We start from the raw sequence: 17,293 nt of genomic DNA, 5'->3' as shown, positions 1-17,293 counted from the left end.
CTCACACGGGCTTGTCGAGTACGCCTCCGAATCGTGACCTTGCCACCGGGGCGCGGAACCGGTGGTCTCGGGGGCGGCGTCTGAGCGGTGAACGGGCCGAGGTGCGGCCGTGCGGCGGCAATCGGTGCCGGTCGGGCGGGGTGTGGGCGGCCGCAAGGCCGCCGGTGGCGGAGACTGTACAGGTACACGGGGCGGGGCGTCGGCTTCCCGAAATCGGGTCGGCCGGTGCCCCGCCGGGCGTTGAGGAGGCTGGGTTACGTGGGCGAGTCCCCCGACAGGGTGCTGCGGGACGGCGAGCGGGCGCGGGAACGGGACCGGGAACGCCCGGCAGGCGTCCGGGAGGACGGCACGGGCGGTGCGGACGCCGCGGACGTGTCGGACGGTGCCGGTGCCGCGGCCGAGGCGGTCGCGGACTCGGGGTCGGCTGCGGGGGCGGACACGGACGGCGCGCCCGCCGGGGCGTCGTCGCCCGCCGGGTCGTCGTCCGCCGACGAGGCGGCCGGGTCGTCGGAGGGCTCGTCGGACGCTCCGTCGGGAACGGCCCGGGCGGGCTCCACCGTGCAGCTCCGCGTCCGGGATGTGGACACCCGGACCACCATGCTGCGGCTCCCCGTCGACAACGCGACCACCGCCCTGCGCCTGCCCCCCGAGGTCACCGAGCCCGCGCCCCGTTCCGGAGAAGCGGCAGCTGACGGCGGTGCGGGCGGCGCCGATGACGCCCCGTCGGCGAAGGGGGCGGCGGCTGCCGCGCCCGCCGGCCGCCCCTCCGGCGCCGATCCGCGTCTTGCCCTCCGGACGTCCGTCGTGGACCGGCCCGAACGGCCCGGGCCGGAGCCGGCGCCGGGGCCGGGGCCGGCGTCCGAGGGGGCTCCTGACACGGAGTCGGAGCCCGAGCCTGAAGCCGCGCCCGACGCCGACTCCGAGCCGGCGTCCGAGCGGAACTCCGAGCCGGCGTCCGAGCGGGAGAAGGAGGAGGAGCGGGGCGCCGAGGCCGCCCATGCCCCGGCGCGGTCGGAGCAGGCCGAGAAGCTGGAGAAGCCCAGGGCCTTCCGGGCCCCCGGCTCGGGCACCGTTCCCGAGCCGCCGGCCCCGCGCCCGCTGCCCGAACCGGGCCCCGTCCCCGAGCCCGTGCCGGAGCCGCACCCGGAGCCGAAGCCCGTCCCCGAACCGGAGCCGACGCCCGGACCGGAGCCGTTGCCGAAGCCGGACCCGAAGCCCGGCCCCCGCCCGGCACCCTCGCCGCTGCCCACGCCCGATCCGCAGCCCGTGCCGCCGGTCCCGCCGCTGCCGAAGCCGGAGCCGCTGCCCGCTCCCGAGCCGCTGCCGGTTCCGGAGACCACGGCCGAGGCGATGGAGGTGCTGGCCGCGCTCAACTCCCGCCCGGTCTCGCCGCTGCGCCGCGCGCTGAAGCGGATCACCATCTGGACCGTCTTCCTCGGTGTGGTGCTCGGCGCGGTGGTCGTCGCCCAGCTGCTCCGGCCGCTGCCGGACGCCAGGGTCAAGCTCACCGCGCCGGGCAGCTTCAGCTTCGGTGGCGACCCGCTCGACCTGGCCTGGCCGGCCAAGGGCCAGTCGGCCGCCGAGGTGGTCGGCGTCGGCAGCCTCGGCAGCTCCGGCACGGAGGCGCCGGCCTCGATCGCCAGCGTCACCAAGGTGATGAACGCCTACCTGATCCTCCAGGCGCACCCGCTCAAGAAGGGTGAGAGCGGCCCGAAGATCACCGTCGACAAGCAGGCCGCCCAGGAGTCCGGCAACGTCGACGAGTCCCGGGTGACCCTGGTCGAGGGGCAGCAGATCAGCCAGTACCAGGCGCTGGAACTGCTGATGCTGCCCTCGGCCAACAACGTGGCCCGGCTGCTGGCCCGCTGGGACTCCGGTTCGGAGGACGCGTTCGTCAAGAAGATGAACGACGCCGCCGCCAGGTTCGGGATGACCAACACCACCTACACCGACCCGGCCGGCTTCAGCCCGGACACCAAGAGCACCGCCAAGGACCAGCTGAAGCTGGCCGGCCAGGTGATGCAGGACGAGGTCTTCCGGCAGATCGTCTCCACCCCGGACACCAACTTCAACAACCAGAAGATCTCCAACACCAACACCCTGATCTCGCCGAAGAACGGCATCATCGGCGTCAAGACCGGCTCCAGCACCCCGGCCGGCGGCTGCCTGATGTGGGCCGCCTACAAGGAGATCGGCGGGGTGCGGCGGCTGATCCTCGGCGTCACCCTGGGCCAGCCGGCGACCGCCGCCGAGCCGAGCATCCTCAAGGTGGTCCAGAACGTCAGCGCCAAGCAGATCCAGGCGGCGCAGAACGGGCTGACCGGGCAGACGCTGGCCAAGCAGGGCGACGTGGTCGGGCAGGTCGACGACGGGCTGGGCGGCACCGTCCCGGTGATCGCGGCCAAGGAGCTGACCACGGCCGGCTTCCCCGGCATCTCCGGCACCGTCAGCCTCGACCCGGCGAAGCTCGGCCACACGGCCAAGGCCGGTACCCAGGTGGGTGTGCTGCGGGTGGGCACGGGCGACGGCAAGGTGGAGGTCCCGGTCGTCCTGCAGTCCGACCTGGCACCGCCGTCCATCCTGTCCCGGCTGACCCGACTGCTCTGAGCGGCGCGCGCCCGCCGGGCGTTCGCCCGTGCCGACGACAGAGGAAGGCGTAGGAAGGAGTGGGAAGTCGGCCGGTCCGACTTCCCACTCCGTCGTTGTACGGGGCCGCCGCGCCGTCGTGGCGCGGGACCACCGGGCGGCCCCGAGGCGCCGGACACGCCGCCCTAGAAGCGGGGGCCGCCCCAGACACCGGGCTCGGTCCGACCGCCCAGCCAGTGCGCGATCTGCGGCTCCTCGGCGATCACCCGCCCCATCGCGATCGCCAGCGTCAACCCGGCGAACAGCACGATCAGCCAGGAGAGGCTGGTGAAGACGACCCCGTACGAGCCGAACTGCTGCACGCTGCGCGTCATCGCCCGCGGCAGGTAGATCCGGGCCGCGAGGCCGAGGCCGATCACCGCCGCTCCGCAGAGCAGCGCGCCCGGCAGCAGCGGCAGCCAGCGGACCCGGCCGGCCAGCAACAGGTGCTGGGTCCACCACCAGAGCAGGCACGCCGCGACGAAGGTCAGCGGGATCCCCAACCAGGCGCCCAGACCGAAGCCGTCCCGCAGCGGGGCCTGGAAGACCAGGACGACCAGCCAGACCAGCAGCAGGACCAGCCACCGCCAGGCGGCCAGCCGGGTCCCGGACTTCGGCAGCTCCCAGCACCGTTCGCAGACCCGCTGCACCGCCCGGCTCAGCGCCGTCGCCGACAGCAGCGTGACCAGGGCACCGACCACGCCGAAGCCGGTCTCCTGGTCCTTGCCGGTCTGCAGCAGCTGCTGCACGGACTCCCCGGCCTGGCCCTGCAGCCCGAGTTCGTGGCGGAGCGAGTGCACCACCCCGTCCCGGATCGAGGACGGGGCGAACACGGCCAGCACGAACAGCGCGGGCAGCGCGCTGAGGAACGACTGGGCGGCCAACCGTGTGGCGCAGTCCAGCAGTCTCACGTGCAGCAGCTGACGGAGTGCCCGCCCGACCATCGGCACCTGCTCGGGCAGCACCCGCAGGAACTCGGCCAGCTCGGCCGACCGCTCCTTCAGCCGGGCCATCCGCCCGGGAGGCGGCTCGCTCACGGGCATCCTCCTGGGGCACGGCGCGGCCGAGCGGCGGCTGGGCGGCGGCCGACCGCAGGTGACCGGCGGGCGGGTGGTCCGCGGGTGACCGGTCGGCGCGGCCGGCCGCAGGCGCCCGGTCGTCGTGCTCCATGGTCACCCCGCCCCCGGGCCGCCGCATCCGCTGGGGGCACCCGCCCGGTCCGTCGGGGCGCGACGGCGGGGCCGCCGCCCGCCGCGGTCGTCGGCCGGTCGTCGGCCGCCCACCGGTGGCCAGCCGGTCAGCCGGTGGTCAGGGGGTCGTCCGGTCCAGCAGGGCGAGCGTCACGCCGCCGAGCGGGGTGACCCGGTCCGGCGCGCCGTAGCGGGAGCGGAGGGCGCGGGCCTGGCCGTCCGGCAGTGCCGCAAGCGGCTCCGCGGTGTCCCCCAGCACCAGCAGCCATATCCGCTGCCCCTGGCCCACGCACCGCTCCGGCTCCGGGCACTCGGTGGGGAAGAGGTCCTCGGCCTGCTCGGCGCTGCGCTCGACGAAGACCGGGTAGGGGCGGACGCCCGCCGGCAGGTAGTAGGAGACACCCGGCCCGAGCATGGCCCAGCTCTGGTCGCCGAGCGGGGCCGCCAGGCCGTCCCCGGGCCGGTAGCCGGCGGCGATCAGGTCGGCCGCCGACCGGTACGGCTCCTCGGAGTGCGAGTCCGCCTGCCGCACCGAGGACTGCTTGGGCAGCGCCGCCGCGGCCGGGACGGCCAGGAGCCCGACCGCCAGCAGCAACCCGGCGGCCCGGAGCTGTCGCGGCGTCCGGCTGCGCCGGGCGGCCGCCGCCACCGTCGTGTAGACCGCGCGCACCCCGCCGCCGGCCAGCGACGCCCAGGCCGGCACCGTGAACAGCAGGTACCGGTCGAGGAAGTACGAGGTGCCGCCGCGCGACGCCAGCCAGACGACCAGCACCGGCAGGGTCGCGAGCATGGCCAGCTGCAGCGCGGGCGGCCGCCGTCCGGGCAGGACCAGCGCGAGCAGGGCGAGCAGCAGGAAGACGTGGAAGACGTCGGCCGATCCGAACAGCGACGCGCCCACGCGCCACAGGGACCCGAGACCGGGGGTCGTGATCCAGCCGAGCTGGCGCCCGGACTGCCGGCTGCCCAGGACCAGGACGGGCACCGCCGGCAGCGCCGCCACGGCCACGGCCAGCGGGTACTGCCAGAGCAGCCGCCGCTGCACGGCGTCGCGGGTCCGCCACAGGTGCAGCAGGACCACCGCGAGCTGTCCGGCGACCGTGCTGAACGAGATCACGTGGCCCGCCCCGGCCACGGCCATCGCCGCGCAGTAGGGCGCCCAGCGCCGCAGCCCCGGCCGCTCCAGCGCGCGCAGCAGGAACCAGGTCGCCGCGGCGACCGCGCAGGTCACCAGGGCGTACGAGCGGGCCTCCTGGGCGTACCGGGAGACCATCGGGACCAGGGTGAACAGCAGGCCGCCGCTGATCGCCGCCACCCGGCCGCCGAACAGCCGCTCCGCGGTGAGCGCCACGAACGCCGCGGCGCCGGCCATGGCCAGCACCGAGGGCAGCCGCAGCGCGATCATCGACTCGCCGAACAGCGCCGTCCAGAAGTGCATCACCAGGTAGTACGCGCCGTTGCTGGCGTCGATGTGCTGCAGCAGGCGCAGCAGGTCGCCGAGCGAGCGGGAGGCCGCGCTCCAGGTCGCCACCTCGTCGCGCCAGAGCTCGGGCGTGCCGAGCCGGTACCCGCCGACGCAGAGCATGGCCAGCGCCGGCCACACCCAGACCTGCCCGAGCAGTCGGATCGCCGGGTGCGGAGCGGCGGCTGGTCGCATGCGGGAGGCCTTAGGGATTCGTGCGGACGCGGTCTTCCCTGGCAGGCTACTGGACGTCTCCTGACGCCCTGTCGGGCCCCTTCCCCTTGGCCGGAGCCGCATTGACGGTCCACCGCCAGTGCGGGTCCGGCCGCGCGGAACCCGGCCGGGCCCGCTGCGCTGCCCCCGTCCGTCCTCCGGCACCGTCGGCGAGCTCCCGCAACCTCAGCGCCCGCCGGACACCCGATCCGGTACTCTGTGGATCGAGCGTCCAGGCGGGCGCCCACCGCGCCCTCACGGGCGCTGCCCGGTGCCCCGCCAACCCGGCGCTCACAGTCTTGTCGGCACCCGCCCGGCAGACCCCCGCCTCAGTAGCTCAGGGGATAGAGCACGGCTCTCCTAAAGCCGGTGTCGCAGGTTCGAATCCTGCCTGGGGCACAGCACCGCGGACGCGTGAGAGGCCCGGGTCGGAGGGAGGAGTCCCCCGGCCCGGGCCTCGGCCGTTCCGCGGCCGGGAGCCCGTCCCGGGCCCCGGGATCAGGCCGGGCCGCGGGATCAGGCCGGGCCGCGGCCGACCGCGCCGTCCGGGGGATCGGGGGCCTCCTCGAAGTCCGGCTCGTAGGGGGCCGGGCGGGCCGAGGAGACCACGATGCGCCGCACCCGGGGGCGGGTCCGCCGGTTGACCCGCCGGATGTCGCGGGCCAGCGCGCCCGGCCGCCAGAGTTCGACGGCGACGGTGACCCCGCCCAGCACGACCCCGGCGGCCAGCCAGCCGCCCAGCACGTCGCTGGGCCAGTGCACGCCCAGGGCGATCCTGGTCCAGCCGATCGAGAGCACCGCCGACGCGGCGACCGCGCAGGCGGCGATCCGTCCGTTGCGCCGCAGCTGGGACCAGAAGAGCCCGACCAGAGCGGCGCAGGTGATCGCGGAGGCCATGGCGTGCCCGGACGGGTAGGCCGGGCCGCCGGCGTGCGAGACCGGGTCGGGGAAGAGGGGCCGCCGGCGATCGAAGGAGAGCTTCAGCACCCAGAGCGCACCCCAGCCGATCAGGGTCTGGGCGACCGCCCAGACCGCCAGCACCCGCGCCCCGATCACCCAGAGCCAGACGGCGGCGATGCCCAGGACGGTGCGCACGGTGATCGTGCCGCCGATGTCGGAGAGCGTCTGCACCGAGGCGGTCCAGGCCGTGCGGTCGCGGGCGTAGGAGTGCAGGTGGTCGACCCAGCCCTGGTCGAACCGGGCGAGCGGGCCCCAGCCGCTCTCCACCAGGGCCGCCAGGACGGCGAACAGCGCGGCACAACAGACCGCGAGCGCCGTCTGCCGGAGCAGATGGCGGCTACGCGGGGTGATGGAGCCCGAGCTGCTGGTCAGGTGCATGGCTGACACCTTCCCAGGGTCCCGCGCCGATCGGCCCCCACCGCGATAGCGATTTGGCATCTTTTGTGCGGAGGTCCTGCGAGCGCCGGGGTGTGAGCACCGGCGGATTCGGGGCGGATTCCGGGCGGTTCGGGAACGTCGGCGGCCGGCCGCGGGTTCACCGGGTAGTGGGGCCGAGCGCGGGCGGGTTCCCGCTCCGAAGCGGTCGCCGGGCGGGCACGCGGCGCACCCGAGCGGTCACCCTCGGTCCAGCTCCGGGGTGAAAACCGGCAGGATACTGCATCGCTGGAAGAATCTGAGCGACTTGGGAATGTTGTCCGGAATCTGTTCGTTGGATCGTTACGTGTGAGCCCCGCGCGGGCCCGCACTTCTTGCCCTCTCGGGCAGGCAGGCAGACCTCGGCAACACCAGCAAAGGGAGCAAGCATGGCCACCCGTGCCGTCGTTCGCGACAGGGCCGACCGGACTCGCGCGGCCCGCCCGACCAACCTCGAGGCCGACCGTGACCTGGTCGGCATGTACCTCGACGAGATCGCCAGGACGCCCCTGCTCGATGCCGCCGAGGAGGTCGAGCTCTCGCTGCGGATCGAGGCCGGCGTGTACGCCCAGCACCTGCTGGACGAGGGCGAGCTGCCCGAGGGCGTCGAGCGCGAGGAGCTGGAGGCGATAGCCGAGGACGCCGAGCGCGCCAAGGACGTCTTCATCCGCTCCAACCTGCGCCTCGTCGTGGCCGTCGCCCGCCGCTACCCGCGCAGCGGCCTGCCGCTGCTGGACCTCATCCAGGAGGGCAACGCGGGCCTGGTGCGAGCGGTCGAGAAGTTCGACTACGCCAAGGGGTTCAAGTTCTCCACCTACGCGACGTGGTGGATCCGCCAGGCGATCACCCGGTCGATCGCCGACCAGTCGCGTACCATCCGGCTGCCCGTGCACCTGGTCGAGGAGCTGGGCCGGATCCGCAGGGTCCAGCGGGAGAAGTCCAAGGAGCTGGGCCGGGAGGCCGAGCCGGCCGAGATCGCGGCCGAGCTGGACACGACCGAGGAGCGCATCAAGGACGTACTGGACTGGGCGCGCGACCCGGTCAGCCTCAACATGTCGGTGGACGACGAGGGCGAGACCCAGTTCGGCGACCTGGTCGAGGACACCGGGGCGACGTCCCCCGAGGACGCCGTGATGGTCATGCTCCGCCGCGAGGAGCTGGACGGCCTGATCGGGCGCCTGGACGACCGGACGGCCTCGATCATCCGCTCCCGGTACGGCATGGAGGACGGCCGCGAGCGCACCCTCACGGAGGTCGGCAAGCAGCACGGTCTGACCCGTGAGCGGATCCGCCAGATCGAGAAGCACGCGCTGGCCGAGCTGAAGAAGATCGCCGACCACGCGGGCTTCGAGGCGGCGTGAGGGGGGCGGCCTGAGGGCTCTCGGGCCCGAGGTCGGGCCGGTGGACCCCGGCCGGTGAACGGTACGGCCCCGGCGCGGAGCACCCCGCGCCGGGGCCCTCGCGTATGCCGCCCGTGGCCGCAGCCGACCTGTCACGCGGGCGGTGGCGAGCTTCTAGGCTGGGAGAACGCCGTTGCGGGCGCCGCGGGTCCCCGGGGCGCCGGGGTGCAGACGAGCCGGGGTGCAGACGAGCCGGGGTGCAGACGAGCGGGGCCGGGAGCCGAAGGAGTGGACGACGTGCGAGAAGGACGAGAAGGAGACAAGCCGGTGGACGAACGCAGACCCGGGCAGGGCGGCGCCGGGGAGAAGGCCGCCGGGCCGGCCGCGAAGGCCCGGCTGGTCTTCCGCGACCCGCTGGACCAGCAGTCCCGGGACGACACCGACTCCGGCTGGGGCGACCGCCCGGGCGGCGGGGAGAGCGGTGGGCGCGGGCTGGACTGGTACCTGAGCCAGCGCCCACCGCACCACGGCGACTGACCGGCGGCGGACGGCCGCGCCCGGCCCGCGCCGTCGGACCACGGCACCCCGGCCGCGGCAGGCGGGCTCAGCGCTGCTGCGCGACCAGGGCGTCACGGATCTCCGCGAGCAGGAGGACCTCCTTCAGCTCGGTCTCCGCCTGCACCTCGGCCAGCGTCTTGCGCTTCGCGGTGAACCTGTTCATCGGCAGGATCAGGCAGAAGTAGACGACGGCCGCGGTGATCAGGAACTGCAGGGCCGCGCTCAGCACGGTGCCCCAGAGGATGAAGACGCCGGACGTGACCTCCCCGGTCGCGCTGACCGTGCAGGGGCCCTTGAGGCAGGACCGGTAGTAGTCCAGGTCCTTGGCCCCGAGCGCCCCGACGAGCGGGTTGATCACGCCCTTCACGAAGGCGTTGACGATGTTGGTGAACGCCGCCCCGATGACGACGGCGACGGCGAGTTCGACGACGTTCCCACGCAGCAGGAATTCCTTGAAGCCCTTCATGCCGCGTGAACGACGACCTCCTCGTCCGGTCACGGGTGATCCTCCGCTGCGCCCGACGGACAACCCGTTCGGTGGACGGACTGCGGGGAGGGGGCGCCGTCGGGTGGGGACAGGCCCGCCCGAGCCGGGCCGAGCGCCAGCGCCGCGGACACCGCGAGCAGGACCAGCGCCGGCGCCGCGGGCCGCTGCCACAGGGCCCGACGGAGCCGGTGGAGCCGGCTGCCCCCGCACCGGATCGGCGGGAACGGCGGCACGGCCCGGCGGGGTGGGACGGTCGGTGCCGGGAGCGGCAGCGGGGAGCGGCGGGGGAGGCTCGCGGTCGTGGTCGTCATGGGGCACCGCCCGGGTGGGTCGCAGGGCGCCGGCCCGGTCCGCCGGGCCGGCCTCTCGCGCACACTCTGGGCCGCCCGCCGACGCTCGGGAAGCCTCGTCCCCAGGCCTGTGGAAAACCCGAGCCTGTGGACGACCCCGTACACCCGTGAGGGTGGACGGGGGCCCGCGCGGGTGACGCCGCGGGCCGCCGGCACGTCATGAGGACCCGCGAACGTCATGAGGACCCCGCGAACGCCGTGAGGCCCGCCGGCCGCGCGTCGGCGCGGGCCCGGCGGGCCTCAGGGGAGAGCGGGTGCCGGCCGGTCCTGCCCGGCGGCCGACGTGCTCGGTGGCGGCCCTACTTGGCGGCCGCCGGAGCGGGGCTCGCCGCGGGGGTCGAGCCGCCCGAGGACGAGGCCGAGGAGGTCGAGGTCGTCGACGACGAGTTCGACGAGGTCGTGGAGCCTCCGCTCACCGAGGAGCTGGAGGAGGAGCGGCTGTCGGTCCGGTAGAAGCCGGAGCCCTTGAAGACCACGCCCACGGCCGAGAAGACCTTGCGGAGCTTTCCCTGGCAGTCGGGGCACGTGGTCAGCGCCTCGTCGGTGAACTTCTGCACCGCCTCCAGGCCGTTGCCGCACTCGGTGCACTGGTACTGGTACGTGGGCACTTGCTTCCTCCTGGCACTCTCGCCTGATGAGTGCTAACGATGGTCAATGATGCGGCATTCCGCGGGATCAGTCCAGCGACTCCGGTGTGAGATGAGTCGGCGGCCGGGACGGCGCCGAGCGCCGCCGGCCGCCGCGTGGCGCCGCCGGGGCGCCGGCCGCGCCGGTCTCAGCCCTTGGCCGCACCCACCAGCTGCCGGCTGCCGCCCGGCTCGCCGCTGCTCGCGACCACCGGGCTCGCCGAGCCCGGCGCGATCAGCAGATGCCGCAGCGCGACCAGCGCGACCAGGCCCAGGCCGGCGCCGGCCAGCGGCACCAGGAACCCGGCCGACGGGCCGTGGCCGTCGATCAGCCGGCCGGCCACCGTCGAGCCGGCCGCCAGGCCCAGGCCGATGGCGCCGGTCAGCCAGGTGAAGGCCTCGGTCTTGGCGCCCTCCGCGACCAGCGTCTCGACGAGCGTGTAGCCGGTGATCAGGGTCGGTGCGATGGCCAGGCCGCAGACCAGGCCGGCGACCGAGAGCGCGACCAGGTTCGGCATCGCCCAGAGCGTCGAGCAGCCGAGCACCAGCATCGCGTAGCTGGCGAGCATCCGGTGCCGGGCGGCCCGCCGCCAGGCGACCATGCCGTACAGCACGCCGGCCAGCATCGAGCCGCCGGCGAAGATCCCGTAGACCGTCCCGTTGGCGCCGGGCTGGCCGACCGACTCGGTGAAGGCGGTCACCGAGACCTGCATCGCGCCGAAGACGGTGCCCACGCCCAGGAAGGCGCCGGCCAGCAGCCGGACGCCGGGCGAGGAGAGCGCGGAGACCCGGCGGGCGCCCGGCTGGTGCGGGTGCCGGGCCGGTGCGGTGGCGCGCTGGGCGGCGAAGGCGAGGCCGCCGACGACCGTCAGTGCGGCCTCGGCGATCAGGCCGGCGGAGGGGGTGACGGAGGTGGCGATGGCGCCGGCCAGCACCGGCCCGACCACGAAGGTGAACTCGTCCGTGACCGACTCGAAGGCGAACGCCGTGTTCAGCTTGGCCGGCGAGGCGCCCTCCGCGGAGAGCTTGGCGACCCAGCGGGCGCGGACCATCGCGCCGACCTGCGGCACGCTGGCGCCGGCCGGTGCGGCGGCGAGGAACAGGCTCCAGACCGGGGCGTGCCCCAGCGCCAGCGCGATCAGGGCACCGACCGAGAACGCGTGCACCACCACGCTGGGGACCAGGACGGCCGCCTGGCCGTAGCGGTCGGCGAGCCGGCCGGTCTGCGGGCCGACGAAGGCCTGGGCGACGGCCGAGACCGCCGCCACGCTGCCCGCCGTGCCGTAGGAGCCGTGGGTGTCCAGGACCAGCAGGACGATGCCCAGGCTGAGCATCGCGTACGGGAGCCGAGCGGCGAACGCGGGGGCGAGGAACGTCCAGGCCCCGGGCGTGCGCAGCAGGGCGCCGTAGCCCACGCGTTCCGCGGGGGCGGGGGCGGGGGCGGGGGCGGGGGTGGCCGGGGCGGCCGGGTCGGTGAGGGCGTCGTCGGCGACGCTGCCGTTGTCGACCGTTCGGCGAGCCGTCACGGCCGGTCCTTCCTGCTGCCTGGTAGCGCGGAAGGGGCATGGGGTGGCCCCGACGGCGCCGAGAGTCGTCCTCTCGCGCGTCGACCGGGGTAGATACCGGGCCGGCCGGCATGGGTGCCGTAGGCCGGGCCGCAGCCGCCGAGCGGTCGCGCCAACTCTGCATCAGGCAGATGCTGGGGGTGTAGCTGTAGCAACCAGTATACGTATACGCGCGTAGATGTCGCGCTGGCCTCGACAATACAGGGTAGTGGCAAACTTGTCCTGCCGATTGAAGGTGCATCGCGGGTGAAGCCGGTCACCGCAAGGCCCGGCCCGGGATTCCGGCCCCTCAGGCCCCGCGCCCGTGCAGCCAGCCGGCCAGCTTGCCGCCCTTGTCCACGGCCCGCAGTCGCCGCTCGGCCGCCTCGCTCACCTCGTCCGTGGTGACCACCAGCAGCTCGTCGCCGCCGCGCAGCACGGTCGCCTTGTCGGGTACGAAGCTGTTCCCCTCGCGCACGACCAGGGTCACCGCCGCGCCGGCCGGCAGCCGCAGCTCGCCGATCTCCACGCCCGACATCTTCGAGGCCGGCGACAGCGCCACCGAGAGCAGGTGGCCGTGCAGCTTCTCCAGCGGGGCGGACTCGATGCCGAGGTCCTGGCCCATCGAGCCCTCGCCGATCCGCAGCCACCTCGCCACCCAGGGCAGGGTCGGCCCCTGGAGCAGGGTGAAGACGACGACCAGGATGAAGACGATGTTGAACACGTCCTGAGCCAGCGGTGCACCCGACACCATCGGGATCGTCGCCAGCACGATGGGCACCGCCCCGCGCAGACCGGCCCAGCTGAGCAGCGCCTGCTCCCGTACGGGCAGCCGGAACGGGGTCATGGTCAGCACCACCGAGAGCGGCCGGGCCAGGAAGACCAGCACGGCGCCGATCACCAGGGCGGGGACCACGGCCGAACCCATCGTCGCGGGAGTGCAGAGCAGGCCGAGCAGGACGAACATGCCGATCTGCCCGATCCAGGCCAGTCCGTCGGCGAAGCCGCGGACGGCCGGCCCGTGCGGCAGCTTGGCGTTGCCCAGGATGACGGCACTGATGTAGACGGCGAGGAAGCCCGAGCCGTGCAGCAGCGCGCCGCCGGCGTAGGCGAGCACGGTGAGCGCGAGGACGGCGATCGGGTAGAGGCCGGAGGACGGCAGTGCCACGTGCTTCACCCCGAACGCGCCGATCTTGCCGACCGCGAGGCCGACCGCGGCGCCGATCGCCAGCTCCGCGGCGATCGTGCCGACCAGGACGTACCAGCTCTCCGTCTCGCCGGTGGTGGCGAAGGCGACGACCAGGATGACCACGGGCGCGTCGTTGAAGCCGGACTCCGCCTCCAGCAGGCCGGTCAGCCGGTGCGGCAGCGGCACCATCCGCAGCACGGAGAAGACGGCGGCGGCGTCCGTCGAGGAGACGATCGCGCCGAGCAGCAGTGAGGTGCGCCAGTCCAGCCCGACCAGCCAGTGCGCCCCGGCCGCGGTCACGAAGACGCTGATCCCGACGCCGACCGTGGCGAGCACGGTGGCGGCCGGCATCACCGGTCTCACCTCGCGCCAGCTGGTCTTCAGGCCGCCTTCCGCGAGGATCACGACCAGGGCGGCGTAGCCGATCACCTGGGTCAGCGCGGCGTCGTTGAAGGAGACGCCGACGCCGTTCTGTCCGAGCGCGACGCCGAGGCCGAGGTAGATCAGCAGACTGGGCAACCCCGACCGGGTCGAGATGCGCACGGCGACGACCGCGACCAGCAGGATCACGGAGAACTCGAGGAGCAGCTGGTTCAGGTGGTCGACATTCACGCAGGGGCACCTCGGGCGAGCTGGGGGCGGGCGGGGTGTCTGCCGGCGGCGGGGCCGGGGCCGACCGGAAGGGTCGCGGAGGCCGGCACGGCCGATTGCTCCCCTTGCGGATCGTTACTCAGTCTAACATTTTGCCATATCTTTAGCTTCTCCTGTCCCGCGGGGCCCGCACCTGCGCCTGCCTGACCTCGTCCGATCCCACCGTGAGCGTCCCCCGTGCACGCCCGCCAGCTGAGTCGGCCTAATGTGGTGCCCTGTCACGGCCGTGTGCCCTGGACATGCCCGCCCGCCCCCCAGTCGAGGACCGCAAGGACCCAGATGCCCCGCTCGAAGAAGTTCCGGCGCGCCCGTCTGATCGTGATCGTGCTGGTCGTGCTGCTGGTGGCCGGCGCCGGCTACGGCGGCTACCGGGGGGTGGCCGCCGTCCGTGCGTCCTTCCCGGAGGTCGACGGCAGCGTCAAGGTGGCGGGCCTGAGCGCGCCGGTCGACGTCAAGCGGGACGCCAACGGCATCCCCCAGCTCTACGCCGACACCTCCGAGGACCTCTTCCGCGCCCAGGGCTACGTCCAGGCGCAGGACCGGTTCTGGGAGATGGACGTCCGGCGGCACATCACCGCCGGCCGGCTCTCCGAGATGTTCGGCGACAGCCAGGTCGAGACCGACTCCTTCATCCGCACCATGGGCTGGCGCCAGGTGGCGCAGAAGGAGTTCGACACCCAGCTGTCCCCCGAGACCAAGAAGTACCTCCAGGCCTACGCCGACGGCGTCAACGCCTGGCTCGGCGAGCACCCCGGCGGTGCGAGCGCCTCGCTGGAGTACACGCTGCTGGGCGTCGTCAACGGCGACTACAAGCCCGAGCAGTGGACGCCGGTCGACTCGGTGGCCTGGCTGAAGGCGATGGCCTGGAACCTCTCCGGGAACCTCCAGGAGGAGATCGACCGCTCGCTGCTCGCCCAGGACTACAGCCCGGAGAAGATCGCCGAGCTGTACCCGGAGTACCCGTACGCGCGCAACGGCACGATCGTGAAGACCGGCACCGTCAGCGGCGACGCCTACCGCCCGGCCGACGGTCCCGCTCCGACCGGCGCCGCCACGCAGGGCGCCACCACCCAGGGCGCGGCCGCCACCAAGGCGATGCTCAAGGACGTCACCGACCGGATCGACGCCATGCCGCAGCTGCTCGGCCGCCAGGGCCAGGGCATCGGCTCCAACTCCTGGGTCGTCTCCGGCTCCCACACCACCACCAACAAGCCGCTGCTGGCCAACGACCCGCACCTCGGCCCCGGCCTGCCCTCGGTCTGGTACCAGATGGGCCTGCACTGCCGGACCGTCTCGGCGACCTGCGGCTTCGACGTCTCGGGCTTCACCTTCGCCGGCATGCCGGGCGTGGTGATCGGCCACAACAAGGACATCGCCTGGGGCTTCACCAACCTCGGCGCCGACGTCACCGACCTCCTCCTGGAGAAGGTCACCGGCCCGGACACCTACCTGCTGGACGGCAAGGAGACCAAGTTCGAGCTGCGCAAGGAGACCATCAAGGTCGCCGGCGGCGAGGACCGCACCATCACCGTCCGCACCACCAAGGCCGGGCCGAACGGCGTCGGCGCTCCGCTGATCTCCGACCAGAGCACCGAGCAGCAGAACGTCGGCAAGTACGCGCCCAACGGCACCTCCGCCCCGGACCGCGGCACCAGCGGCTACGGCGTCGCCCTGCAGTGGACGGCGCTCATCCCGGGCAGGACCATGGACGCCGTCTTCGAGCTGGACAGGGCGAAGGGCTGGGAGGAGTTCCGCGCCGCCGCCAAGGACTTCGCCGTCCCCGCGCAGAACCTGATCTACGCCGACGCCAAGAACATCGGCTACCAGGCCCCCGGCCTCGTCCCGGTCCGCGCCAAGGGCGACGGCACCTACCCGGCGGCCGGCTGGGACTCCGCCTCCGAGTGGAAGGGCTTCGTCCCCTTCACGGCCATGCCGTACAGCTTCAACCCGCCGTCCGGGTACATCGTCACCGCCAACCAGGCCGTGGTGGACCCGTCCTACAAGTACGTACTGACCAAGGACTGGGAGTACGGCACCCGGGCCAAGGAGATCTCCGACCAGATCGACGCCAAGCTCAAGAACAACGGCAGGATCTCCCCGGACGACATGCAGGAGATGCAGCTCGACAACACCAGCATCCTCGCCAGGACACTGGTCCCGCTGCTGCTCAAGGTCCAGATCGACGACCCGTACGTGCGCGAGGCGCAGGACCTGCTGAAGGACTGGAACTACCACCAGGACGCCGACTCGGCCGCCGCCGCCTTCTACAACGGCGTCTGGCGCCAGCTGCTCAGCCTCTCTTTCGGCCAGAAGTTCCCGGCCGACCTGCGGGCCAAGGACAACTGCCTGCTGGTCCGCCAGCAGGCCGACCCGACCAAGCCGGACAGCAGCACCCAGATCGTCACCGAGTGCGGCACCCGCGAGCCGGGCAAGGCCCAGCCGGACGGCGGCGACCGCTGGACCGAGGTGGTGCGCCAGCAGCTGGAGAAGCCCGACAGCAGCTGGTGGACGTACATCGACTCGCAGCACAAGGAGCAGAAGGGCCTCGACAACCTGCTCGCCGAGGCGATGAAGAACGCCCGCCAGGACCTCACCTCGCTGCTCAGCAAGGACGTCTCCACCTGGAGCTGGGGCCGCCTGCACAAGCTGACCCTGCGCGAGCAGACCATGGGCACGGACGACTCCTCGATCGCCTCCGGAGTGGTCCACAAGCTGCTCAACCGCGGCCCGTACCGCCTCTCCGGCGGCTCGGCGGCGGTGGACGCGGCGGGCTGGAACGCGGCCGCCGGGTACGAGGTGGACTGGATCCCGTCGATGCGGATGGTGGTCGACATGAGCGACCTCGACGCCTCCCGCTGGGTCAACGTCGGCGGCGCCTCCGGGCACGCCTTCCACCCCAACTACAACGACCAGACCGACCTCTGGCTCAAGGGCAAGCTGCTGACCTGGGCCTACTCGCCGGACGCGGTCGAGAAGGCCACCAAGAACAAGCTGACCCTGACCACCGGCTGACGCTCCGCCGGAAACGGCACCCGCCGGACGGCACCCGCCGGACCGGCCGACGGCCCCGCCCCCCGCAGCACGGGGGCGGGGCCGTTCGTCACCCCAGCCGGTGCAGCCCGGACGGGGTGAGCGCCACGTCCACCGGCAGGTCGTGCGGCTCGGCCGGCACCTGGGCCAGCAGCTCGTGGTCGTACAGCAGCACCGCCAGCAGCGGACGCACCCCGGCCCGCTCCAGCCGGGCCAGCACCCGGTCGTAGGAGCCGCCGCCCCGGCCCAGCCGAACCCCGGCGCGGTCCACCGCCAGGCCCGGCAGCAGCACCAGCTCCGCCCCGGTCACGGCCTCCGGCCCGAGCCGCCCGCCGACCGGCTCCAGCAGCCCCCGCCCGGCCGGGGCCAGGGCCTCCGGGCCCGCGTACTCGGCCCAGTCCAGGTCGTTGTCGGCCAGCAGCACCGGCAGCAGCACCCGCACCCCGCGCGCCCGCAGCGCATCCAGCAGCGGCCGGGTGCCCGGCTCCCCGCCGACCGAGACGTACGCGGCCACCGTGGTCCCCGGCCCGGCGAGCTCGCCGGCGTGCGAGGCCAGAGCCCGCGCCGCCTCCTCCCGGGCGCCGGGCGTCAGGGCACGCCGCTGCGCCAGCAGCCGTGTCCTCAGCTCGCTCTTCTCGTTGTGCACGGGATCCTCCA

General features: G+C 73.7%; 12 protein-coding genes and 1 tRNA gene. 5 read left to right on the top strand and 8 right to left on the bottom strand.

From position 1 onward, the window contains the following. The first annotated feature begins 258 nt into the window (after positions 1 to 258). Positions 259 to 2,607: a D-alanyl-D-alanine carboxypeptidase gene (locus MCM47_RS43530; RefSeq protein WP_238949792.1), complete on the top strand. Its 2,349-nt coding sequence runs from the start codon at positions 259 to 261 to the stop codon at positions 2,605 to 2,607. Between the two features lie 164 nt (positions 2,608 to 2,771). Here MCM47_RS43530 and MCM47_RS33020 read toward each other — a convergent pair whose 3' ends face one another. Both MCM47_RS33020 and MCM47_RS33015 read right to left on the bottom strand, forming a co-directional pair. Continuing rightward, positions 2,772 to 3,668: a YhjD/YihY/BrkB family envelope integrity protein gene (locus tag MCM47_RS33020; protein WP_374209246.1), complete on the bottom strand. Its 897-nt coding sequence runs from the start codon at positions 3,666 to 3,668 to the stop codon at positions 2,772 to 2,774. Between the two features lie 265 nt (positions 3,669 to 3,933). Beyond that, complete coding sequence (locus tag MCM47_RS33015) at positions 3,934 to 5,469, bottom strand: glycosyltransferase family 39 protein (RefSeq protein WP_238949790.1); 1,536 nt, start codon at positions 5,467 to 5,469, stop codon at positions 3,934 to 3,936. A 344-nt stretch (positions 5,470 to 5,813) separates the two neighbouring features. Between MCM47_RS33015 and MCM47_RS33010 the strand changes: the two genes are divergently transcribed. Continuing rightward, positions 5,814 to 5,886: transfer RNA gene (locus tag MCM47_RS33010), tRNA-Arg, on the top strand. Between the two features lie 117 nt (positions 5,887 to 6,003). Here MCM47_RS33010 and MCM47_RS33005 read toward each other — a convergent pair. Then, positions 6,004 to 6,825, bottom strand: a complete 822-nt coding sequence (locus tag MCM47_RS33005; protein ID WP_238949788.1) for a phosphatase PAP2 family protein — start codon at positions 6,823 to 6,825, stop codon at positions 6,004 to 6,006. A 425-nt stretch (positions 6,826 to 7,250) separates the two neighbouring features. Here MCM47_RS33005 and MCM47_RS33000 point away from each other — a divergent pair, with 425 nt between their 5' ends. Together MCM47_RS33000 and MCM47_RS32995 are read left to right on the top strand one after the other, a co-directional pair. Next, positions 7,251 to 8,222, top strand: a complete 972-nt coding sequence (locus tag MCM47_RS33000; RefSeq protein WP_238949786.1) for a sigma-70 family RNA polymerase sigma factor — start codon at positions 7,251 to 7,253, stop codon at positions 8,220 to 8,222. A gap of 306 nt (positions 8,223 to 8,528) precedes the next feature. After that, positions 8,529 to 8,738 (top strand): hypothetical protein, encoded by a 210-nt coding sequence (locus MCM47_RS32995; protein WP_238949784.1) that lies wholly within the window; start codon positions 8,529 to 8,531, stop codon positions 8,736 to 8,738. A gap of 67 nt (positions 8,739 to 8,805) precedes the next feature. On the opposite strand, the gene mscL is transcribed toward MCM47_RS32995, so the two are convergent. The 4 genes from mscL to MCM47_RS32975 all read right to left on the bottom strand — a co-directional run bounded on the left by mscL (position 8,806) and on the right by MCM47_RS32975 (position 13,567). Continuing rightward, entirely contained in the window at positions 8,806 to 9,225 is a 420-nt protein-coding gene (mscL, locus tag MCM47_RS32990; protein WP_238949853.1) for a large conductance mechanosensitive channel protein MscL, read from the bottom strand. 670 nt (positions 9,226 to 9,895) lie between these two features. Then, a complete protein-coding gene (locus MCM47_RS32985; protein WP_238949782.1) occupies positions 9,896 to 10,204 on the bottom strand; it encodes an FmdB family zinc ribbon protein in 309 nt (102 codons plus the stop codon). A 167-nt stretch (positions 10,205 to 10,371) separates the two neighbouring features. Next, positions 10,372 to 11,637 (bottom strand): MFS transporter, encoded by a 1,266-nt coding sequence (locus MCM47_RS32980; RefSeq protein ID WP_238949852.1) that lies wholly within the window; start codon positions 11,635 to 11,637, stop codon positions 10,372 to 10,374. A gap of 439 nt (positions 11,638 to 12,076) precedes the next feature. Next, positions 12,077 to 13,567, bottom strand: a complete 1,491-nt coding sequence (locus MCM47_RS32975) for a potassium/proton antiporter (RefSeq protein WP_238949779.1) — start codon at positions 13,565 to 13,567, stop codon at positions 12,077 to 12,079. Between the two features lie 318 nt (positions 13,568 to 13,885). On the opposite strand from MCM47_RS32975, the gene MCM47_RS32970 reads away from it, so the two are divergent. After that, entirely contained in the window at positions 13,886 to 16,618 is a 2,733-nt protein-coding gene (locus MCM47_RS32970; RefSeq protein WP_238949775.1) for a penicillin acylase family protein, read from the top strand. Positions 16,619 to 16,706: 88 nt separating this feature from the next. Here MCM47_RS32970 and MCM47_RS32965 read toward each other — a convergent pair whose 3' ends face one another. Further along, a complete protein-coding gene (locus MCM47_RS32965; protein ID WP_238949773.1) occupies positions 16,707 to 17,282 on the bottom strand; it encodes a 5-formyltetrahydrofolate cyclo-ligase in 576 nt (191 codons plus the stop codon). Positions 17,283 to 17,293: the final 11 nt, after the last annotated feature.

The organism is Kitasatospora sp. A2-31, from assembly GCF_022288725.1.
Lineage (GTDB): Bacteria > Actinomycetota > Actinomycetes > Streptomycetales > Streptomycetaceae > Kitasatospora.
This window is presented reverse-complemented; position numbering and strand designations above follow the sequence as displayed.

Coding starts and splice junctions, on each gene's coding strand:
- MCM47_RS33020 (WP_374209246.1), bottom strand. CDS start 3,668: ATGCCCGTGAGCGAGCCGCCTCCCGGGCGGATGGCCCGGCTGAAGGAG.
- MCM47_RS33015 (WP_238949790.1), bottom strand. CDS start 5,469: ATGCGACCAGCCGCCGCTCCGCACCCGGCGATCCGACTGCTCGGGCAG.
- MCM47_RS33005 (WP_238949788.1), bottom strand. CDS start 6,825: ATGCACCTGACCAGCAGCTCGGGCTCCATCACCCCGCGTAGCCGCCAT.
- MCM47_RS33000 (WP_238949786.1), top strand. CDS start 7,251: ATGGCCACCCGTGCCGTCGTTCGCGACAGGGCCGACCGGACTCGCGCG.
- mscL (WP_238949853.1), bottom strand. CDS start 9,225: ATGAAGGGCTTCAAGGAATTCCTGCTGCGTGGGAACGTCGTCGAACTC.
- MCM47_RS32970 (WP_238949775.1), top strand. CDS start 13,886: ATGCCCCGCTCGAAGAAGTTCCGGCGCGCCCGTCTGATCGTGATCGTG.